General features: G+C 47.1%; 14 protein-coding genes. 6 read left to right on the forward strand and 8 right to left on the reverse strand.

The window, feature by feature from the left end; translation table 11 throughout:
• Window positions 1–4 precede the first annotated feature (4 nt).
• The 5 genes from C7475_RS05855 to C7475_RS05875 all read right to left on the reverse strand — a co-directional run bounded on the left by C7475_RS05855 (window position 5) and on the right by C7475_RS05875 (window position 7,935).
• Complete coding sequence (locus C7475_RS05855; RefSeq protein ID WP_146217486.1) at window positions 5–2,404, reverse strand: hypothetical protein; 2,400 nt, start codon at window positions 2,402–2,404, stop codon at window positions 5–7.
• Window positions 2,405–2,414: 10 nt separating this feature from the next.
• Complete coding sequence (locus tag C7475_RS32750) at window positions 2,415–3,128, reverse strand: hypothetical protein (protein WP_146217487.1); 714 nt, start codon at window positions 3,126–3,128, stop codon at window positions 2,415–2,417.
• 18 nt (window positions 3,129–3,146) lie between these two features.
• Window positions 3,147–3,863, reverse strand: a complete 717-nt coding sequence (locus tag C7475_RS05865; RefSeq protein ID WP_110052154.1) for a hypothetical protein — start codon at window positions 3,861–3,863, stop codon at window positions 3,147–3,149.
• Between the two features lie 1,039 nt (window positions 3,864–4,902).
• A complete protein-coding gene (locus C7475_RS05870; protein WP_110052157.1) occupies window positions 4,903–7,221 on the reverse strand; it encodes a family 20 glycosylhydrolase in 2,319 nt (772 codons plus the stop codon).
• Between the two features lie 75 nt (window positions 7,222–7,296).
• On the reverse strand, window positions 7,297–7,935 hold the full coding sequence (locus C7475_RS05875; protein WP_110052159.1) for a pseudouridine synthase: 639 nt from the start codon (window positions 7,933–7,935) through the stop codon (window positions 7,297–7,299).
• Between the two features lie 95 nt (window positions 7,936–8,030).
• Between C7475_RS05875 and C7475_RS05880 the strand changes: the two genes are divergently transcribed.
• The 3 genes from C7475_RS05880 to C7475_RS05890 all read left to right on the forward strand — a co-directional run bounded on the left by C7475_RS05880 (window position 8,031) and on the right by C7475_RS05890 (window position 12,668).
• Entirely contained in the window at window positions 8,031–10,436 is a 2,406-nt protein-coding gene (locus C7475_RS05880; protein WP_110052162.1) for a beta-L-arabinofuranosidase domain-containing protein, read from the forward strand.
• A 29-nt stretch (window positions 10,437–10,465) separates the two neighbouring features.
• Complete coding sequence (locus C7475_RS05885; RefSeq protein ID WP_110052164.1) at window positions 10,466–11,287, forward strand: MBL fold metallo-hydrolase; 822 nt, start codon at window positions 10,466–10,468, stop codon at window positions 11,285–11,287.
• Window positions 11,288–11,372: 85 nt separating this feature from the next.
• Window positions 11,373–12,668 carry an acetyl-CoA hydrolase/transferase family protein gene (locus C7475_RS05890; RefSeq protein WP_110052167.1) on the forward strand — a complete coding sequence of 432 codons (1,296 nt, stop codon included), beginning with the start codon at window positions 11,373–11,375 and terminating at the stop codon, window positions 12,666–12,668.
• A gap of 6 nt (window positions 12,669–12,674) precedes the next feature.
• Here the strand turns inward: C7475_RS05890 and C7475_RS05895 are convergent, their stop codons facing one another.
• Entirely contained in the window at window positions 12,675–13,073 is a 399-nt protein-coding gene (locus tag C7475_RS05895) for a helix-turn-helix domain-containing protein (RefSeq protein ID WP_110052169.1), read from the reverse strand.
• A gap of 104 nt (window positions 13,074–13,177) precedes the next feature.
• On the opposite strand from C7475_RS05895, the gene C7475_RS05900 reads away from it, so the two are divergent.
• The 3 genes from C7475_RS05900 to C7475_RS05910 are packed head-to-tail and all read left to right on the forward strand — an operon-like array spanning window position 13,178 to window position 16,369.
• Entirely contained in the window at window positions 13,178–13,897 is a 720-nt protein-coding gene (locus tag C7475_RS05900) for a DsbA family oxidoreductase (RefSeq protein ID WP_233259770.1), read from the forward strand.
• Between the two features lie 58 nt (window positions 13,898–13,955).
• Entirely contained in the window at window positions 13,956–15,020 is a 1,065-nt protein-coding gene (locus C7475_RS05905; protein ID WP_110052172.1) for a winged helix DNA-binding domain-containing protein, read from the forward strand.
• 20 nt (window positions 15,021–15,040) lie between these two features.
• Complete coding sequence (locus tag C7475_RS05910) at window positions 15,041–16,369, forward strand: S41 family peptidase (protein ID WP_110052174.1); 1,329 nt, start codon at window positions 15,041–15,043, stop codon at window positions 16,367–16,369.
• A gap of 6 nt (window positions 16,370–16,375) precedes the next feature.
• Here the strand turns inward: C7475_RS05910 and C7475_RS05915 are convergent, their stop codons facing one another.
• Together C7475_RS05915 and C7475_RS05920 are read right to left on the reverse strand one after the other, a co-directional pair.
• Entirely contained in the window at window positions 16,376–17,548 is a 1,173-nt protein-coding gene (locus C7475_RS05915) for an efflux RND transporter periplasmic adaptor subunit (RefSeq protein ID WP_110052177.1), read from the reverse strand.
• A gap of 11 nt (window positions 17,549–17,559) precedes the next feature.
• On the reverse strand, window positions 17,560–21,918 hold the full coding sequence (locus tag C7475_RS05920; protein WP_110052179.1) for a CusA/CzcA family heavy metal efflux RND transporter: 4,359 nt from the start codon (window positions 21,916–21,918) through the stop codon (window positions 17,560–17,562).
• Between the last annotated feature and the right edge of the window lie 8 nt (window positions 21,919–21,926).

Raw genomic sequence — 21,926 nt, forward strand, 5'->3', positions numbered from 1 at the left:
GCTGTTAGTTTATCTGGTAATTCAAAGACATTGCTGTATTGAACTTTCCATAGTAATAGTTGGCACTTGTATTTCTCAGGTTATGACGCCCGTCGGCTGAAATGCTCAGGCTCCAGTGTTTCAACAGTTGCGCAGCAACTTGCTGACGCAGACCGATCTGTGTAACCACATCTTTGCTGTCCATGTAGATCAGTGAACTGCCACAGGACAATTTCCACAGCGTGTACTGATAACCGCCTTCGGTATTCAACAGGTTATTATAAACTGCGGCGTTTTTCACATCACGGCTGTACATGGCGCTCACCATTACCATACCTGGTCCGGCCATCCATGTTTGCATAGACGCTGCATTCACGAAAAGGCTTTTCAGTGGAGCATCCGGCTGCATGTAATTCAGCTGCTGCAATCCGAGGCTACTGTTATTACTGAAAGGCTTACCTCCTATTTTACCATTTGCCTGGCTGGTGAAAGATATCTTCCGGTTAAGGAATGCAGTATGCTTCTCACCTTCTGTGGTTTCCTTCAGCGTATTCTGCAGCAAGTTCATACCAAGTGTAAAGCGGCGGGTAAAGCGGTAGCGCGCATCAAAAGCATACTGCTGGCTTTTACGTTTATTGTCGGTAAGCGGAGAAACCGGCAGATTACGCATATCCGTACGCAGGCTTACGGTAGCCTTGTTACGCAACCATGTGCGTTTCACATTAAAACCATACTGTAATGTACCCCTGCTGGCAAATGGAGCACCAGGGTTCACATATCCCAGACCAGCATAGTTGACGTATACTTTATGGGTAAGTCCAATCTTTTTTACATCACCGTTATAAGCCATGCCGATAGAAGCAGTAGCCCATATATCGTCCAGGAACTGTCCGGCGGCAGATTTAGAAACCGCAGCGGCATCCTGGCTATTATTACCAAACTGACTTGATGATTTAGACAATTCAAAATCCAGCGTTCCTAATTCACCCAGACCTATCTGTTGTGAAACGGAGCCTACAAATACATTCCGGCTGATTGCAGATGTATTGAAACCATACTGTTGCTGTGGTTTTGAATTCGCATTCAGTACAGACACATGGCTTTGTTTACTGCCAATATCTCCACGGCCCAGGCGTATGAACTGCATACTATAGTTTCCACGGCCGGTTGCTGATTGCAAACCTGCATCCTGTACACCTAATTCATTACTCTTACCTGCGGCGAGCATAATGAACTTGTTACTTTTCAGGAAGGAACCTGCAGCACCGGTCATAAAGAGGTCTGACATCGTTCCCTTGCTGGCATTAGCGCCGATACTGCCGACCTTCAGGTCTTTCATATTCATCATCAATCGCTGTAAAGGACTGAGATGCAGTAAATCACCCGCTACACGGGAAGTATTCTGCGGCTGTTGCAGCCATCCTTCAATATTTCCCTTTACACGTTTCTCGCTGCCCAGCATCTGGTTCATCTCTTTCACACCACCCAGTTGCTTTTTCAATGCCATGATCTTATTATAATAACCGCCGGATGTATCGCCCTGGTTGATCAGGACATTACTTAACTGGGTGCTGTCCAGGTACATGATCTGGTCCGGAGATAATTTCCCACGCGTACTATCGCCGTTGCCTTTGATAGCTGACAGCTGATCTCCCGCGTACTTTTTCATGCTGCTTTTCACATCCAGGTCTTCCAGGAAATATTTCTTCAGGTCATATTTCTTCTGCAACTGCTGGTTGATCTTGTTCATGTATTCCTCACGATTGAAGGAAATCTTCATGAAGTGGGCATCCTGTAAAGCGGCATTGCTGTAGTCGTATCCTGATAAAGTGGAGTAATTCAATTGGAAAGGAATACTACCAACAGAAAAAACATCCTGCACAACTCCTTCATTCCACCAACCGGACATCATTGCAGTTGAATCACTGTAAGTTGATGTCCAGGAAGCGCCTTTCAATTTGTTCTCCGGTTTTCCGGGCAATGATAAATTGCCGGGGAGCTGTTGTCCCTTCAGTGCATAGAATCCACGTAACTTATTATCTATATAACGGGCTTGCTTGCTACTGTCCTTCATACCATCAAAGAACCCCTGCATTTTGGTAATGCCTGTCGCAGTATTACCTGCGTTCATGTATTGTACGAATTGCATCCTGGCTCCCGGGTTAAGACCACTCAGTCCGAACTTGTTAAAAGGAAGCGCAGGCGATACCGTATCCTGCGGATGCAGACCAGGCGTCCGGTTATTAATGGCATTTACCACCGCCGACTTTAATGCAGGCTGACCTGACAAACTTCTCGTCGCCAGATCATTAGGCAAACTATCCTGAAAAACGCGGGGTATTAATGGGTCAGCAAAAGCAGCAGGCATCAGCCATACCATCAGACAAGCCATTGCAGGCAATGCCCTTTTGTACATTCTATACATAATGATGCAATTATTTATTTCCAACCATTGCCTCCAGTTCTGACAGGAGCTTCTCACGGTCGGCAAGCATTTGTTTTCTATCGTTTATGCGTTGTTCGTACGCATTCAGTTTTTTGTCCTGTGCTATCAGGTATAGGGTCATTTCCTCCACTTTCTTCAACAGCACCGTCAGGTTCTGGCCCAGGTACAGATCATCACTGATCACTTCTTTTGCAGAAGGAACATCAGGGAGATGTTTATGTTTTGCTATAAAGTGTTCGACTTCCTGCAATGATGGCAGCTGGTAGGAGGATTCAAATACGTAGTCAGCCCAGTCTTTACCTGTCACCCTTACCTTCTTTGCCAGCATCTCACCGTTTACCGCCAGTCGCGTTTTCGGATTGGGAGTGCCGATTCCGATAGCGCCGGTGTTTTGCCGTATATACATCAATGACTTATTTGTTAGTGAGTTATAAAACTCCCATCCCGACAAAACAGTATTCGAGCCACAATCAAAACGCATTACACCGGGATCAACCGGGGAAGGTCTTAAAGTATGTGTACCGACGGTCATATTGAGCGGATCTGTCACTATTCTTATACCCTCAAGGTTCCTGACTGTAATACTGTTTGTGGTACTATTACCCTGGGTGGTCACAGCCTCTAAGTCTGGCGTTGTTTGGGCCTGAACGCTCAAAGCCGCCCCTCCGAAAATGAATATGGAAAAAAGCAATTTGCAATTCATAGGTACTCCTCCGATCGGCTATTTGTGTTCAATTTTTGTCCTCAACTCCTTTAAACGCTGCTCCTGGTCCGCAAACATTTTATCCTGCGCTTTCATGGTTTCATCCAGGCCTGCGAATTTTTTATTCTGTTCGATCAGGTATAAGGTCATCTCTTCTATCTTTTGCAACAATTTCGCCTGGTTCTCACCGAGATCAATACCCTGTTCATTTACTTCCTTCGCAGAAGGAATTCCCGGGAGATGTTTATGTGATGCAATAAAACTTTCCAGCTCCTGCAATGACGGCAGTTCATAAGCAGGTTCAAATACGAAATCCGGCCAGTCATCAGGTGTTACTCTTACTCTCTTCGCATAGATATCACCGTTAACTGACAATCTAGCCTTAGGGTCTGTAGTACCGATACCAACGAAACCGGAAGCCTGTTTAATGAACATTACGGACCTGCCTAACTGTGAATTATAAAATTCCCAGCCGCCGGTGGTTGTATTTGAAGTACAGTCAAAACGCAATGTTCTGGACTCTGCCGGTGATGGTCTGAGAAAATGGGTTTTGGTGGTGTATCCTGTACTTGCATCAACACCGATATTTAATCCGTCCGGATTGAAGATGAGGATATTTTTTGTGGTGGTGCTTCCCTGATCAGTAACCAACTGGAGGTTAGGTATCGTTTGAGCCCGTACTGCCACAGCAGACATCCCCAATATTAAAAAAGCCAAAGCAGTTTTGATATGCATAAAATATTAAGCGTTATTCAGTTCAAATTATTGATCGGTAAAAACATAGCAATGCCATTCGCAACGACTTTATTAAAAAAGCGGCGTTGATCTATACGCTCAGACATCCCTGACCGGTAGTATCTATCGGTATAAATTATGTTAACAATGCATTATAATTCAAAGGAACATGCATAGGTATACAGGAAGATATTGTCCTTCCGTAATAGATATAGAGTCCCCTAACAAAATATTATGAATTAGCTCATAAGGTTGATTTCCAGGACCTTTAGTCCCGTCTCATTTGAAGCACAAAAAACCAAGCACACAGTACAGGTACGGGACGGTTAACAACGCCTGGTAAATACGAACATTTCCAACTTAACCATAGGTATACTGACTAACTGACTGCAAAGAAATACATTATTCCGAATATTTGAAAATTTCCCGCAAAATTGTCAAGATTATTTTTCAACAATTATTTGCGTTTCAATACATACGGTTATTGTGAGGCATAAAAGTAAAGCGGAGATACGCAAGGAATATGCGTAGCGGATCGGCGTCACATAACCAGGTGAAAAACTGACGCTTTACTCCTCGGTACCTTACCGGGTTACAGCTCTCTTTATCTGCTTCATACAAGGCTTATACAAGGATTATCTTACGTTCATCTTACGTTCAAAGACGTAAGATGAACGTAAGATAATCCTTGTATAAGCCTTGTATAAGCCTTGTATAATGAGAGCACAATGGCAGATTATTCCTGTTATCAGTTGACATCCGTGGTTGTTATTCCTAACGGGGTTAACGCGGGTCAACGAGATGATAAATGCATTTCATCCCCTCATTTTTGCGTCCTGTATACATGATTTTGCGCCCTGTATACATTGTCCAAAACTGCTTTTAAATCTTCCCTAATATTGCATAATAAATCGCGGAAACGTACCAGCAACCGGGGCTTGGGCGTTTCCAAGACAGTTCTTTGACTTATTGATCTATACATAAAAAAAACCGTCTCATTTCGTAATGAGACGGCTTATCTTTTGCTATAAAAGTATGCTTATTTTCTCTGGAACCAGGAATCTGGCACTGACTGTATCTTGCCTCCGTTCACCCTGTATTCCAGCTTTAGCGTATAACCGCCGCCGCCTTCAACAAACTTCAGTTCAAACGGATGCAGACCTTTCTGCAATGCTACCTGACCACTCTTCTGAACCGGTGCATGCCAGCCATCGTTATCTACTACCTTATCGCCCTCTATGTAGAGGTTAGCACCGTCGTCAGCTGTCAGGAAGAAGCTGTAAATAGCCGTTTCCGGAACATTGATATAGCCGGTCAGTTTAGCACCGAAGGCTTTACCGCCTTTACCCATTCCTTCAGGAATGATGGCGTTATTTACATTTACCAGGCTGTCTTCCTTTGCAGGTAATTTACCTACGCCTTTATAGGACCCGTTGAAATACTGCAATTGCAGACCGTTCTGTAAACCACTTACGTTTGCAGGCGGGAAGAATGATTGCTGACGATAGTTCAGGGTGTAAATATCACTCATGCTGCCGGAAGGGCTGAATGAAGCCAGTTTAATAGTACCAGGACCAGGAACGATATACGCGTCCGGTAAGGCCGGCGACTTCACATTCGGAGCCGTACCATCGGTAGTGTAGCGGATGGTGATACCAGGCGCTGGTTTTTCCAGTTTCAGGACGGTCTTACCTACCAGGACATTGTCGTCAGTGAAACCATCCAGGTCAGGCATGCGGTAATGTACTTTCAGCTGGTCCAGTCTTTTATACTGGCCGTTGAGCCTTTTCAGATAGTTATCATAATCCTGACGATTCGTCCACAGTACCTCCGCCAATGCCGTCATACGAGGCATGAACATAAAGTCTGCACGTTTTTCGGAAGGGATCCATTCTGTCCACATATTAGCCTGTGCACCGATGATGGTCTTCGCTTCTTCAGCTGTCAACCCTTTTGGAATAGGATTGAAATGATACACATTAGAAACAGAATTGCGGTCAGGAATGCCATCGAAGTAAAGCGGATTACCAGGCGTCATGATCACGGTATTGCCATTCTTTGCCGCCTTTACAGGCGCATCAGGCACCCAGCTGCGCCAGTACATCAGGATAGCAGTAGGGCTGATACCGCCTTCCAGGATCTCATCCCAGCCGATCAGCTTTTTACCTTTGGAATTGAAGAACTTCTCCATTCTCTTCACAAAGTAGCTTTGCAGCTCTTCTACTGTCTTCAGGTTATTGGCCTTCATCACAGGTTCGCACAACGGTGATTTTGCCCAGCTGCTCTTCTCTACTTCATCTGCGCCCAGGTGAACATATTCGGAAGGGAACAGCGCGAAGATCTCTGCATACACATTCTCTGCAAATTCAAAGGTCTTTTCATTACATGGGCAGATCGGTGTGGTGAACAATGGTCCCCAGGTAGAACCTCCCTCACAGCTCAGATAAGGATAGGCTTTGATAGCCGCCATCATGTGGCCTGGCATATCAATTTCAGGGATGATGTCTATATGACGCGCCGCCGCATAGGCAATCACGTCTTTCATCTGCGCCTGCGTATAGAAACCGCCGTAAAGCGTCTTACCGTTTTTCTGGATGATATGGGATTTGTCGATCTCCATATCAGGGTTCGTTTTCGCTTTCTGCATACATACGGAATCCTGGTTGTTAAATTCCCTCCAGGCTCCCTGTTCTGTCAGCAGCGGATATTTTTTGATCTCAATACGCCAGCCCTGATCGTCGGTCAGATGCAGGTGGAATTTGTTCATTTTGTACAATGCCAGCAGGTCGATGTACTTCTTCAGATAATCGACGGAGAAGAAGTGCCTGGATACGTCCAGGTGCATACCACGCCATTTATACGTCGGATGATCCGTGATCTGTACAGCCGGTACAGTGATCTTTACGAGTTTTCCAATCTTTACGCCTTCGATAATAGCCGGCATCAGCTGGCGGACTGTCTGCAAAGCGCGGAACATACCTGTAGGTGTTTTCGCGGAGATCACCAGTTGCTGTGAAGTTATATCCAGCGTATAGTCCTCCTCTCCTGTCAGCTGATCGTTCTGCTTTAATACGATAGCACCTGTACCAGCGGTTGCGGAAACAGGCAGCGTTTTGCCCAATCCCTGTTTTACCAGCGACTGCAATTGCGCCACTTCATTGCTGAAAAATGTCTTGTTTGCAGGTAATACCAGTTTGGTCTTCGCAGTGATCACAAATTCTCCCTGACGGGCTACCAGTTCCTGCGGATAAGGAACTAAAGCATAACGTACAGGATCTGCCTCCTGCGCCCGGGCAACAGAAATGCCCAGTAATACGCTGAAGACCACTGCGCCTGTAAGCCTGAATGGTTTGAACATAATAGATTCTTTAAGTATGATAATGGAAGCAGGCAAAATAACAAGAATATCAACAGTAAACTGATGCCATATTGCTCATTCCTGCGGCAATATTGACGCTTCAGACTGCCAGTTTTCGATCTTCAGCAGGCGGAAAAACTCAGTTTCTTCCATCTCCTTTACACCTCCCGGTTGCAGATCGCCCAGCTCCAGATCTTCGATCGAAATACGTATCAGGCGGTCGCAATGATGCCTGATGGCGGAAGTCATCTTACGCACCTGGTGGTATTTCCCTTCTGTCAGGGTGATCGTCAGCCAGGAATGCGGCAGGAACTCTTTCACCGGATGATGTTCCCGGGGTTTGATATAGGCCGGTTTTTCGACGATCTCCGCCTTGCAAGGGGTCGTTACCCAGTCAACGCCACCTTTTATACGGATGGTCACACCCTTTTCCAGTTGTTCTACTGTTTCCTGACTTACGACGTTCTTCACCATCACCAGGTAAGTCCGTTTATGCGGCTGCTCACTTTCAAATAACAGGCGGGTTACTCTTTTGTTGGTAGTAAGGATGAGCAATCCTTCAGAATTGTTGTCCAGTCTTCCCACGGCATGCGTACCTTCCGGGAAGTCAAAATCAAGGTCTCCCAGCAGCCTGACCTTATCAGGGCTGATAAACTGTGAAACCATGTTGTATGGTTTGTTGATGATAAAATAACGGTGACCGCTCTCGCTCATTTTTGATAAAATCTGACCAATTCTGATTAATATAGTTTCATCACAGTCACACAACTATCGATAATTTTAGTCATTGCCAAAATCGTCTTCGTTGTATGAAATTATCTGCTATCATTTTCATTCCGCTGGCCGGCGTCAGCATATTGACACAGGCACAGCTAAAAAAGGATTACCCCATTCAGCCTGTCGCCTTTACCCAGGTACAGGTAACGGATAGCTTTTGGGCGCCAAAAATACGAGTTAATGCGGATGTTACAATTCCCTATACGTTGGAACAATGCCGGCGTACCGGCAGGATCGATAATTTCAAACGGGCGGCACATGTATTACCAGCCGATACAATGACTGAATATACCTTCGACGATACTGACCTCTACAAGGTCATAGAAGGTGCCTCCTACAGCCTGCAAATGAAGAAAAATCCGGAACTGGAACAATACCTGGACACCCTCATCGCCATTATCGGCGCTGCCCAGGAAAAAGACGGTTACCTGTATACCTTCCGTACGATGAACGCCCCCAAGCCTCATCGCTGGATCGGTACAAAGAGATGGGAAGAAGAGGAAGACCTCAGTCATGAGCTATACAATTCCGGTCACCTGTTCGAAGCGGCAGTGGCGCACTACCAGGCTACGGGTAAAAAGAATCTCCTGAACATCGCCATAAAAAATGCCGACCTGCTGGTGCAGACATTCGGTTTTGGAAAAGAGGAACGTTTTCCCGGTCATCAGATCGTTGAAACAGGGCTTACAAAAATGTACCGTGTAACCGGTAACAGGTCCTATCTTGACCTGGCGAAGTTCTTCCTTGACGTACGCGGCCCCGGCAAACCACACAGCGGCGAATATAACCAGTCGTACAAAAAAGTGGTGGACCAGCATGAAGCTGTAGGACATGCGGTACGTGCCACCTACATGTATACGGGTATGGCGGATGTTGCTGCGCTGACCGGCGATCAGCAGTACCTGCATGCCATAGACGATATCTGGCATGACGTAGTGGAAAAGAAACTATACATCACTGGTGGCATCGGCGCTACCGGCAATGGTGAGGCTTTTGGCAAACCTTATGAACTGCCGAATATGTCGGCCTACGCAGAAACCTGTGCTGCCATTGCCAATGTTTACTGGAACAGCAGGATGTTCCTGCTTCATGGCGATGCAAAGTATGTGGACATCCTCGAACGTACGCTATATAACGGGCTGCTGTCCGGCGTTTCGCTGAGTGGCGATCGTTTCTTCTATCCTAATCCGCTGGCCTCAATGGGACAGCATCAAAGAAGCGCCTGGTTCGGGTGCGCCTGCTGCATTTCCAATATGACCCGCTTCCTGCCTTCCATGCCCGGTTATATCTACGCACAAAATAAGAACAACCTGTATGTGAATCTCTTTGCGGGAAACACTGCAAATATTCAGCTACCGGCAGGAAAGATCTCTGTTACCCAGGAAACGAACTATCCCTGGGATGGCACGGTAGACATTACTATTAAACCTGCCCGTGCTACGGCTTTCGCATTACACGTCCGTATTCCGGAATGGGCAAAAGGAAAACCTGTTCCCGGCAATCTTTATTTTGACGCGGATAGCGCAGCTAAAAGATCCTTCGAAATATTATTGAATGATCAGCCGGTAAAATATAACATGATAAAGGGTTATGCGGTCATTCAACGTACCTGGAAAGCGGGCGATAAGATCAAACTGGCATTCCCCATGCAGGTACAGAAGATCCTGGCCAATGCTGCGGTAAAAAGTGATACCAGCCGCTTTGCACTGGAACGCGGACCATTGATGTATTGCCTGGAAGGACCTGACAATAAAGATGCCGCTGTGCAGAATATTGTAGTCGACAAAAATGCGGTTATTAATGCTGTATACAAGCCAGATCTCCTCAACGGCGTAACAGTATTGGAAATGCCTGGTACAGCAACTTCCAGGCAACTGAACTCGGATCAGCTGGTGAGCACTACACAGACAGTGACTGCCATCCCCTACTACTCGTGGGCTAACCGGGGTCCTTCGGAAATGACCGTCTGGATCCCCTACGAAGCAGCAGCCGCACGGCCTAAACCGGCGCCTACTATCGCTTCCAAAAGCAAGATCAGCGCCTCCACATCGAATAAGCGGATGTACATAGCGCTGAACGATCAATACGAACCATCAAATTCTCATGATAATAACTCGATGTATCTCCACTGGTGGCCAAAACATAATACGCTGGAATGGGTACAGTATGATTTTGACCAGGAATACACGGTATCGGGCTCCCAGGTATACTGGTATGATGACAGCCCGTTCGGAGATTGCCGCATCCCTGCTTCATGGCGCATACTGTACAAACAAGGCGATCAATGGATACCGGTGAAAAACGTTGCCCCATACACGGTCACAAAGGATAAATACGATAGCGTGCAGTTTGAACCCGTGAAAACAAGCGCCCTAAAGCTCGAAATACAGTTACCGGCAGAAAATGCTTCCGGTATTCATGAATGGATTGTTAAATGACTAAAATTTTTAGCTAATATTGCAGTGCTATGTCACTGCAAATTACGTCACTCAATTCGGGCAGCAACGGGAACTGTTATTATATCGGGAATGCAACAGAAGCGGTCCTGGTAGATGCGGGTATCTCCTGCCGTGAAACGGAAAGACGGATGAAGCGCCTGGGATTGCGGATGGACAGTGTCAAAGCTATTTTCATCTCTCATGAACATTCCGACCACATCCGGGGATTGGAAGTGTTGTCAAAGAAATACAGCCTGCCGGTTTATATTACGGAAAATACCATGCAACATGGTAACCTCAACCTCGATGCACTTTATGTACGAACGTTCGATGAATATGCACCGGTGGCAATAGGAGAACTTAGCATCACAGCATTTCCGAAATTTCATGACGCCATAGAGCCCCGCAGCTTTATGATCAGCAGTAAGGAGATCCGGATAGGCGTATTTACAGATATCGGCGCCCCCTGCGATCACCTGATCCGGCATTTCAACCAATGTCATGCCGCCTTCCTGGAAGCTAATTATGATGAGCAGATGCTGGAGAAAGGCAGATATCCTTTTTACCTGAAGAAACGTATTCGTGGAGGGAAAGGCCATCTTTCAAATAAACAGGCGCTGGAGCTGTTCAAAGCGCATAAGCCGCCTTATATGAGCCACCTGCTGTTATCCCACCTTTCCAGGGATAATAACAATCCGGAACTGGTGCTCGAACTCTTCCGCCAGCATGCAGGACAGACCGAGATCATTGTGGCCTCCCGTGATGTGGAAACAGCGGTCTATCATATCAGTACCAACTATCAGCCCGCAGTTCCCAAAGTACAATACGTGCAGGGGCAACTCGCTTTCTAACATATATCATCTTTTCTGCTAACCAATGTCATATTTCAGGTGCTGATCCCGATATACTTTTGTAGTATTAATTAAACAATATACTATGCTTAGTATACCATATATAACAGCGGCGGAAGCCGTGAAATGTGTAGAATCAGGGAACAGGGTATTTATTCATGGCAGTGCCGCTACTCCTGCACACCTGCTCAAGGCCTTGCAGAACAGGCATTCCGATCTGAAGAACGTAGAACTGGTCAGTATTACAACCCTCGGAGACGTTGATTTTGATAATCCATCATACCGGGAAAGTTTCTATGTCAATTCACTGTTTGTTTCTGCCGCCAACCGGGCTGTGGTGAATAGTGACGACGGTGACTATGTTCCCATTTTCCTCAGTCAGATACCACAGTTGTTCAGGAAGAACATCCTCCCGCTTGACGTGGCTATCATACAGGTTTCTCCTCCTGATGATCATGGTTATTGTTCACTCGGTACATCTGTTGACATTGCCCGTGCAGCAGTAGATGTGGCTAAATACGTGATCGCACAGGTGAACCCCTTGATGCCCCGTACACATGGAGAAGGTTTCATTCATATGTCGAAGTTTCATGCTGCCGTGTGGCAAAAGGCTACCTTGCCTGAATTGGACTATTCCGCACAATCCAGTGCTATTACAGAAAAGATAGCCCATAACATTGCACAGCTGGTGGAAGATGGCGCTACCCTGCAACTGGGTATTGGCAGTATTCCTGACCAGGTGCTTAAAAATCTGACCAATCATAAGAACCTCGGCCTGCATACAGAAATGCTGTCAGATGGTGTGATCCCTTTAATTGAAAGTGGCGTGATCAATAACAGCCAGAAAAAGCTGAATAACGGCCGCTCAGTAACGGCCTTCATGGCGGGTACCCGTAAGTTGTATGATTTTGTGCATGATAATCCCGCGCTACGTGTAATGGACATCAGTTATGTGAATGATACGTCTATCATCAGGCAAAACCAGAAGGTGGTAGCTATTAACAGTGCTATTGAGATTGACCTGACAGGGCAGGTTTGTGCGGATTCTATCGGGACTTATCAGTATTCCGGTATCGGCGGACAAATGGACTTCATGAGAGGCGCATCCCTGTCAGAAGGCGGTAAACCGATTATCGCTCTTCCTTCTGTTACCAACAAAGGTATTTCCCGTATCGTACCCTTCCTGAAAGAAGGCGCTGGTGTGGTTACGACCAGGGGACATGTGCATTGGGTGATCACCGAATACGGTATGACCAACCTGTTTGGAAAGAGCCTGAAACAACGTGCAAAAGCGTTGATCGAGATCGCTCATCCTGATCACAGGGAAGAACTGGAAAAGGCTTACTTCTCCCGTTTTGTAAAAAATGTTGTTCTGCAATAATTAGTGTTAAAGATGGCTGAATGCATCCTGCATGTCTAACTGATTTGTGGGATGCATGATCCTTTTACGATGGATCTGTCCCCATTTAGCCATTTCGTCGATAATACTCTCCAATGTTTTGCCATAAGGAGTCAACTCATATTCTACCGTTACCGGTTTGGTATCGTAAACGGTCCTTTTTACCAGTTCGTTCAGTTCCAGCTCACGCAGTTCTTTGGAAAGCATTTTGGAACCAACCCCTTCTACTTCCCGCTGCAGTTCCATAAAACGCCTTTTACCAAAGCGCAGGGAACCGATAATGGCAATCTTCCATTTGCCGTTCAGCACATCCATAGTGTCATGGATAGCACGGAGATGCTCCGTACAGTTTTCAGATTTCTCAGGTCCTTCTTGTTTTTTGCTCATAAAGTTAACTTAGTTAGTTTCTTCGAAGAAAGTACTTTCCTCGGGGATACCACTTTCGAAAGTAAACCATCTTTCGGAACTTTACAAAAGAAATGAAGACTATTATGAGTAATACTAATAAGATGAAAGTTGAGATCTGGTCGGATATTATGTGTCCCTGGTGTTATATCGGTAAACGGAGATTTGAAGCTGCAATGGAGCAATTCCCGGATGCCGGCACCGTGGAAATAGAATGGCATAGCTTCCAGTTGGATCCTACGATACAGTCCGGTCATGGCGACAACCTGTATGCGTATCTGTCGAAAAGGAAAGGCATTCCATATGAACAGGCAGAACAAATGAATAACCAGGTCACTGCCCTTGCCAGTACCCTGGGATTAACATACAACATGGATGAAGCGGTAGTAGCCAATTCATTTGACGCCCACCGTCTTATCCAGCTGGCTAAAAAGCACCAGCTGGGCGATGCTGCGGAAGAACGTCTTTTCAGGGCTTATTTTACAGAGGGAAAGGATTTCAGCGATCCTGCCACACTGGTTGCCCTGGGTAAAGAAATAGGCCTGGAAGAAGGTGTTTTGCAGGACCTTGTAAACAGTCAGGCTTTTGGACAGGAAGTGCGCCAGGATATTGCTGAAGCGGAAGCTCTCGGTGTAAGAGGCGTTCCATTCTTTGTTTTTGACCGTAAGTACGGTGTATCCGGCGCCCAGGCTTCGGAGACCTTCCTGGAAGTCCTGAACAAGTCTGTCGGCGAATGGAAAAAAGCACAACCTTCTGGTCTGGAAATAGTCGAAGGACAAACTTGTGGTCCTGACGGGGACTGCTGACATACTGTTGTCATCGTCGTATCTTTCCTTTGTACTGGAAAATCAACAATACTACCCGATGACAGCAAAAAACCTTCTGCAACAACGACTTACAAATCAGCAACTGATAAGCCCTGTTTTCAACTCCGCACCGGAACTCGTACACTGGTGCGGAGCTGTACAGGCGCAGGATTATGAAATGTCCAAATGGGCAGTCGGGATGCGATTGCCTGCTGCCACTGCTCAACAGATGGAAGCCTCCATCAGCGGCGGGGAACTTGTCCGTACCCACATTCTCCGACCTACCTGGCACCTTGTTCACCCTAAGGACGTACGCTGGATGATGACCCTCACCGCTCCTTATATAGCTCAGTCAATGGGTACCTACAACCGGAAACTCGAGCTGGATGATGCCGTGTTCCGGAAAAGCAATAAAGTATTCGAAAAGGCCTTAAAAGACGGCAATCAGTTGACCCGGCCCGAACTGACGGCTATATTGAATAAAGCGAAGATCCCGACGAATGATCTCAGGATGAATTTCCTGCTGATAAAAGCGGAACTTGATATGGTGATCTGTAACGGCGCAAAGCGGGATAAACAGATCACGTATGCCCTGTTTGACGAACGTGTTCCTCCCGCAAAATCCCTGACAAAGGAAGAAGCGCTGGGTACACTTGCTCTCCGCTACTTTAACAGCCACGGCCCCGCCACACTTAAAGACTTCATTGGCTGGAGCGGCTTACCCATAACGATGGCAAGACAAGGCCTCAACCTCGTAAAAGATCAGCTAAAGAGTGATACCGTTTATGATCTTGAATACTGGGGCCCCTCCGATGCGCCTGCTATCAAAAGCCCGGATAACAACATACTGCTCGTGCCTAACTATGACGAATATCTCGTCGCATATAAAGACAGGGATGTGATCTACGACGGACTACATGATGATCATCTGAGTCGTGAAGGCAATCCTCTTTTCAATAATGTCATCCTCATCAGGGGACAAATAGCCGGTGTCTGGAAACGCACCATAAAAAAGAAAGAGATCGTGATGGACCTGCAGATGTTCACTCCTCTCAATAAAACAGACCAGGCCAGACTGGATAAGGCAGTAGCGAAGTACAAAGAGTTCATCCACTTACAATAAATATGCGTTAAATTGGGTACATGTTCACCCGTCTAACCAGATTATTGTCCGCCGCCATTTTCGTTTGCTGTTCACATGTTGTATCGGCACAACGTGGAGACTCACTTAAAGCTGATATCCGATATCTGAAAACAACACTGGAGGCTGTCCATCCCGATCTTTATGCTTATACTCCCCAGGCCAGAATAGAGCAGTTGTTTGACAGTTGTTATCAGCAGTTGCACGATGATACGGACGACAGGCAATTCTACGGTATTATCAAGAACCTGTTAAGTGCTGTTAAAGACGGTCATTTATCATCCGGGGCTTCGCCACGGTTCGCACAAGCTATTCATTCGGTAAACACCTATCTCCCATTGATCATTTACTTCAAAGGAGACAGCATATTTATCATCAACAGCGTTGACAGCAAGATCCCTGCAGGCAGCCGCCTTATCAGTATCAACTCTCACCCCGCTGATGCCGTACGGGAAAAGCTGTTAGATTATCTGATGTCAGATGGCTACGGTACCAGTAAACAACAGCTGACGCTTAATCAGAATTTCTATTTCTATTATTATCTGGCTTATGGCCATTCGGCGGGATTTACTGTTGAATATGTTACTCCTTCCGGAGATCATAAAACGGTTGCAATGCCTGCCGCCGAAGAAAAAGTCATCAATACACTGAAGGTTCCCGCGGCAGAAAAGCCTTTGTTATCCGCCACTTTTACGGACGATAAGATATGCATTCTTAGTATCGGTTCTTTCGATGAAAAAGATTTCCAGAAAGCGCAGCTGAATTACCCCTCTTTCCTTGAAAAGACCTTCAGGAAAATAAAACAGGAACGCGTACAAAAACTCATCATCGATCTGCGGGATAATGGTGGTGGTATGGACGAATATGGCGCCATGTTATATTCCTACCTCACCAGGCAACCGTTCCGGTATTACCTCTACCTGGAAAAAGATAAAAAGAAACTATCGGGAAGGCCAGGCCTGGGCCGGCAACAAGCTGCTGCTATCCCTTATAGCGGGCCGCTTTGGGTATTAACGGACGGACTGACATATTCTGCAGCGGCAGAATTCTGCTCCGTTGTATATAGTAATCACAGAGGCACTTTTATTGGTCAGGAAACCGGAGGAACATATGAAGGGAATCACTCCGGACAAATGATCACTATCGAGCTTCCCGCCAGTAAAGTAACTGTCTGGATCCCGACAACCAAATATGTCATGGATGTGACTCCCCCAAAGTATCCCGGTCGTGGCATTATTCCCCACCTGCAGGTGCAGGCTACGCCGGAAGAGTATATGCGTCATGAAGACAGGGTACTACAGGAAGGTCTGCGGCAGGCCCGTTCCCGTTAGTAGCTATTAATGTCCGTGCTCATCTTCTTCTTCGGTGTTCCTGAGCTTAGCAAATAATGCATAAGCGCCCTTTACAACAATGTCTGCGCCTTTGATATCAAAGCCCGGTGGCATGATCACTTCCGTATAGCCTAATTCGCTATTGCCCTTTTCAATGGGTAACATCTCATAGAGATAATTACCTTCTGCACCGGCCTCACGTCCCTTCGCAACAAAAACACAGGGCTTGCCTTCAAACTGGATGATCGCTTCATCCGGCAGGGCATTCACCATGGCATTACCGATCTCGATCCACGCGGTGAGGTACATACCGGGCAACAGTTCCCGGTCTTCATTATCCAGATGGCAGTGCACCTGCACCGTACGTTCATTACTGATCTCACGGCCGATGAGGTGTACCCTGGCAGTACGCTGTGTTGTTTCATTAGCGAGCGTAAAACGGACCCGTTGTTCCAGCTTCAATTTGGGAATATCTTTTTCAAAAACGGTGAGTTCTGCATGCAGGTGCTCTGTATTGACGATCTCAAATAATTTATCAGTCGGGTTCACATAAGCGCCAATGTTGGTATTCACGGCCGTTACGTAACCTGTAATAGGGCTGTACAGCTGGATCACACTCTGGATAGTTCCACCATTCAGTGCTGCCATGTCAATGTTGAGCAACTTCAGTTTTTCCTGTAACCCTTTAATACGGGCAGCGTTGGAAAGATAGTTTGCTTTGGCCTGCTGGAATACTTTCTGTGCGTTGACGTTCTCTTTAGCCAGGGCTTCCTGGCGCTCATATTCCGCCAGCAGGTATTCCTGCTGACTTTTATTCTCCAGGTAGTCCTGTTGTAGCTGAATGAGATCAGGATGCTGCAGGGAAACAACCAGCTGTCCCTTACGGATCAGCGTACCTTGCAACAATTCCGTGTTCTTTACGAAAGCCCCGAATGGTGCGGAAATAGTGATCATACTTTGCGGCGGCACATCCAGCTTGCCATTGGCACGGATATTACTGCTGATCTGTTTAGGTGTTATTTTCCCCGTCTGCACGCCTGCAGTGGCATACTGCGCGGGTGTCAATTCGGCTATCACACCATCTGCCGCAGCATGTTGTTCTTCCGGTGCTTCTTTCTCCGTCTTATTACCGCAACCGGCTAAAACAACAGCCAGGGCGCTATATATAAGATACTTCATAGTTCTATTGATTATTGCTGTACGTTCAGCATTTGTAATGACAATACCGCGTTGTTATAGTCACGGATAGTTTGCAGATAGGCCTCCCGGATGTTGAACACTTCCTGAAGACTTAACAGGTAAGTAGTATAACCTACATCCCCCTTTTCATAGCCCAGCAATGCCTGTTTCTCTATCAGCATGGCATTGGGCATGGCAGTTTCCCGGTAATAATCCAGGCTGCTCTTATAGCGCGAGAATTGTGCGATGGCCTGCTGCCACCTGCTTTTTAATTCAACATTTGACTGTTGATAATTGAAGTCAGCCTGTATCCTGCGTTGTTCAGCAGCCCGCACCTTTGCACGGAAAGGGCCTAACCATAAAGGGATGGAAACACCTGCATGCCATCCCTGAAAACGGTCGCCGCCTTTGGCAATAGCAGTACCGGCACTATTCAGCGGAGTAGCTATAAGCGACTGGTTAAAATAACCCAGTGACAGGTCAGGCAGTAGCGCGTTAGCTTCCAGCTTCTTTTCCTTTTCCTGTATAACCACTTGTTGCTGTTGCCACTGCAAGGCAGGATATTGCAGCAGTTGCGTAGTATCTCCCATTGTACCTGCGGGCAATGGCTCAAGGACTTGTTTGGTAATGGTTAAAGGAATTGCACTGCCGGAAAGCCCTTGCAGATCGGCCAGTAATACCTGTTCCTCTGCAAAGCTCTGTCTGTTCAGATGTTGCATTTCGGCCAGTCTTGTAGTAGCGGCTGTTTTCTCCAGTAAACCGGTTTCACCGGTCCTGAACCTAAGATCGGCGGCTTTTACAAATCGCTGGTAGATGCTATCCTGCTGTTCCAGCAGTTGCCTGTACGCATAGAGGTATTGCAGCTGATACCAGCGTTGTTTCACCTGGAATATCAGCTCATGTTTAGTCGCTGCCTGTTGCAGTTTGCTTCCCTGTAGTTGCGCATCGTACAAGGATGCACGTGCACCGAATACAGAAGGGAAAGGAAGCCGTTGTGTGACGGTAATGTTGTTATCATTTTTTACATAACTGTTGTACTGACCGTACATTAATCCCACATCCGTTTTGGGCAACTCACCGGCGGTCCGTTTTAACTGCTTGTAATATCCTACCCCGGCCTCCGCAGCCTGCAGACCTTTGTTTTGCTGTAATGTAAGCTGTAGCAGCCCATCCAGCGTAAGCGGCTGCTGTGCACGGGAGAGCATGGGAAGGCCTGTCAGCAGTAACAGGATGATCACTGTTTTAGACATGTTTCCGGAACCTTTTATTTTTTCAGATAAGATGTATAAACAAGGCAATACGAACAAGGTGAGCAAGGTGGCTGTTATCAATCCACCTATGACTACCGTGGCTAATGGCTTTTGTACTTCAGCGCCGCTACCCTGCGATAAAGCCATAGGCAGGAAGCCCAGAGATGCTACCGTAGCGGTCATGATCACGGGACGCAAACGGGTACCTGTGCCTTGCATCACGATGTCGCGCAGGTCAGTTAGTCCTTCTTTGCGCAGACGGTTGAATTCAGCAATGAGCACTATTCCATTCAGTACGGCTACACCGAAGAGGGCTATAAAACCAACAGCGGCTGAAATGCTGAAAGACATCCCCCGTAACCATAAAGCAACAATACCACCAACTGCCGATAAAGGGATGGCGGTGTAAATAAGCAAGCCCTGTTTTACAGAACCAAAAGAGAAATAGAGGAGCACGAATATCAGAAGTAAGGCTACCGGTACGGCGACCTTGAGGCGGGACCTTGCTTGCTGCAGATTCTCAAATGCACCTCCATAGGTTACATGGTAACCGGGAGACATTTTTACCTTCTGACCGACCTTCTGCTGCAACTCATCCACAATGCTCTCCACGTCCCTGCCACGTACATTGAACCCAACAACAATACGCCGTTTGGCGTCATCCCGCTGGATCTGGTTCGGGCCGACTTTCAGACTGATCTCCGCCACCTGGTTCAGTGGCACCTGGTTGCCATTGGGTGCTGTAACGTAAAGTGCAGATACGTCTTCCAGGCCTGCACGGTTTTGTTTGTCCAGTCTGACCACCAGGTCATACCGTTTCTCGCCCTCATAAACGGTCCCTGCACGCTGACCGGCGAAAGCAGTATTGATCACGGTATTGATATCTTCTATATTCAGACCGAAGCGCGCTATCTGGTCACGATGGTATTGCACCACGATCTGCGGCAGGCCGGAAGCCTGTTCTACATACAGGTCTGTCGCACCGCGTATACCGCTTACCACGTTGCCTACCTTACGGGCATAAGCAGCCAGTCTGTCCAGATCTTCCCCATAGATCTTTACGACCACATCCTGACGGGCGCCGGTCATGAGCTCATTGAAACGCATTTGTATGGGTTGCTGGAAACCGAAGTTCACACCGGGGATAGCGGCTAATGCCTCCGTCATTTTTTCTGCTAGTTCATCTTTGTTGCCGGCCTTCGTCCATTGCGAGCGTTCTTTCAGGGAGATGATCAGGTCACAGGATTCAACGGGCATCGGGTCTGTCGGGATCTCGGAGCTGCCTATCTTCCCAACCACTTCTTTCACTTCATCGGGGAACTGCTTCAGGAGGATCTCTGCTGCTTTACCTGCCACGTCTATTGTTTCATAAAGGCTGCTGCCTGTAAGCAATCTTGTTTCCACGGCGAAATCTCCTTCATCAAGAGAAGGTATGAACTCCGCACCCAGTCGTGTGAACAATAACAGGCTGGCGCCAAATAAAAGCACGGCGCCAACGATGACAGTCCGTTTGAAGTGCAACACAAATACCAGCGCTTTGCTATAAATGCGATGGAAAAAATCCATGATCCTGTCAGATATGGTGCGTTTATGCATGACTTCTTTACTCAGGAATAATGCACTGGCCATCGGCACATAGGTCAATGAAAGGATAAAGGCACCTAAAATGGCAAATGAGACCGTTTGAGCCATTGGGCGGAACATCTTCCCTTCAACCCCTGAAAGCGCCAGAATGGGCAGATAAACGATCAATATGATGATCTCTCCGAAAGCTGCCGATGTTCTGATACGGCTTGCCGCCGTATAGACTTCATCATCCATCTCGGTTTGTGTGAGCTGTGTGCCTGTTTTACGTAATCCCAGGTGATGCATGGTAGCTTCCACAATGATCACGGCGCCGTCTACGATCAGACCGAAGTCAATAGCACCGAGGCTCATCAGGTTACCGGATACATTGAAGAGTGTCATCATACACACGGCGAACAACATGGCCAGCGGAATAACGGAAGCTACGATCAGGCCTGCCCGGAGGTTGCCAAGCAGTAACACCAATACAAAAATGACGATCAGTGCACCTTCCGCGAGGTTACGTACAACCGTATCAACGGCCTTGTTCACCAGTTTGGTCCTGTCCAGGAAAGGCTCTATCAATACGCCTTCCGGTAAGGTCTTTTCTATCTGTTTTATCCTTTCCTTTACATCCCTGATCACGGCCGACGAGTTGGCCCCTTTCAGCATCAAAACAATGGCCCCTACCCTTTCTCCTTCTGCATTACGGGTCATAGCACCGTAACGGATGGCATGGCCGTAGCCTACCTTACCTACATTATCGATCAATACGGGTATACCGCTGCTATGTGTTTTTACTACTACGTTACCGATATCTTCCAGGCTGCCTATCAGTCCTTCACTACGGATAAACCAGGCGTTAGGGCGTTTGTCGATATAAGCGCCTCCTGTGTTCTGGTTATTCTTTTTAAGCGCATTGAACACATCGGTGATACTGAGGTCCATGCTGCGCAGTTTCTCCGGATCCAGGGCTATTTCATATTGTTTGAGATAGCCGCCAAAGCTGCTCACATCCGCCACTCCCGGAACACCCAGTAATTGCCTGCGGATGATCCAGTCCTGAATACTACGCAGTTCCATGGCGTTATATTTCTTTTCAAAACCAGGCTTCGTATGCACTACATATTGGTATATCTCTCCTAATCCTGTGGTGACAGGCGCCAGTTCAGGATTACCTACCCCTTCGGGGATCTGGTCTTTGACGGTCGTCAGTCGTTCGCTGACCTGTTGCCGGGCCCAGTAAACGTCGACACTTTCCTTAAAAACCACTGTCACCACACTTAATCCGAAACGGGAAAAGGAGCGTACTTCAGTGATACCCGGGATGGATGCAACAGATTGCTCCACCGGGAATGTAACAAGCCGTTCTATGTCCTGTGCCGCCTGTGAAGGTGCTGTAGTAATAATTTGTACCTGGTTATTTGTGATGTCGGGCAAAGCGTCAATAGGCAGTCTCGTGAGGGAGTAAATACCCCACGCGATCAGCCCGACGACAAAGAGTATTACGATCAGTTTATTCCGTACGGAAAAACTGATGATCTTATCGAGCATGGATTTAA

Origin of the sequence: Chitinophaga sp. S165, assembly GCF_003182155.1 — a bacterium.
In the GTDB taxonomy this organism is placed as follows: Bacteria; Bacteroidota; Bacteroidia; order Chitinophagales; family Chitinophagaceae; genus Chitinophaga.

What these genes read in the sequence shown, in the direction of transcription:
- C7475_RS05855 (WP_146217486.1), bottom strand. Translation starts at nt 2,404, where the DNA reads ATGTATAGAATGTACAAAAGGGCATTGCCTGCAATGGCTTGTCTGATG.
- C7475_RS32750 (WP_146217487.1), bottom strand. Translation starts at nt 3,128, where the DNA reads ATGAATTGCAAATTGCTTTTTTCCATATTCATTTTCGGAGGGGCGGCT.
- C7475_RS05865 (WP_110052154.1), bottom strand. Translation starts at nt 3,863, where the DNA reads ATGCATATCAAAACTGCTTTGGCTTTTTTAATATTGGGGATGTCTGCT.
- C7475_RS05870 (WP_110052157.1), bottom strand. Translation starts at nt 7,221, where the DNA reads ATGTTCAAACCATTCAGGCTTACAGGCGCAGTGGTCTTCAGCGTATTA.
- C7475_RS05875 (WP_110052159.1), bottom strand. Translation starts at nt 7,935, where the DNA reads ATGAGCGAGAGCGGTCACCGTTATTTTATCATCAACAAACCATACAAC.
- C7475_RS05880 (WP_110052162.1), top strand. Translation starts at nt 8,031, where the DNA reads ATGAAATTATCTGCTATCATTTTCATTCCGCTGGCCGGCGTCAGCATA.
- C7475_RS05885 (WP_110052164.1), top strand. Translation starts at nt 10,466, where the DNA reads ATGTCACTGCAAATTACGTCACTCAATTCGGGCAGCAACGGGAACTGT.
- C7475_RS05890 (WP_110052167.1), top strand. Translation starts at nt 11,373, where the DNA reads ATGCTTAGTATACCATATATAACAGCGGCGGAAGCCGTGAAATGTGTA.
- C7475_RS05895 (WP_110052169.1), bottom strand. Translation starts at nt 13,073, where the DNA reads ATGAGCAAAAAACAAGAAGGACCTGAGAAATCTGAAAACTGTACGGAG.
- C7475_RS05900 (WP_233259770.1), top strand. Translation starts at nt 13,178, where the DNA reads ATGAGTAATACTAATAAGATGAAAGTTGAGATCTGGTCGGATATTATG.
- C7475_RS05905 (WP_110052172.1), top strand. Translation starts at nt 13,956, where the DNA reads ATGACAGCAAAAAACCTTCTGCAACAACGACTTACAAATCAGCAACTG.
- C7475_RS05910 (WP_110052174.1), top strand. Translation starts at nt 15,041, where the DNA reads ATGTTCACCCGTCTAACCAGATTATTGTCCGCCGCCATTTTCGTTTGC.
- C7475_RS05915 (WP_110052177.1), bottom strand. Translation starts at nt 17,548, where the DNA reads ATGAAGTATCTTATATATAGCGCCCTGGCTGTTGTTTTAGCCGGTTGC.
- C7475_RS05920 (WP_110052179.1), bottom strand. Translation starts at nt 21,918, where the DNA reads ATGCTCGATAAGATCATCAGTTTTTCCGTACGGAATAAACTGATCGTA.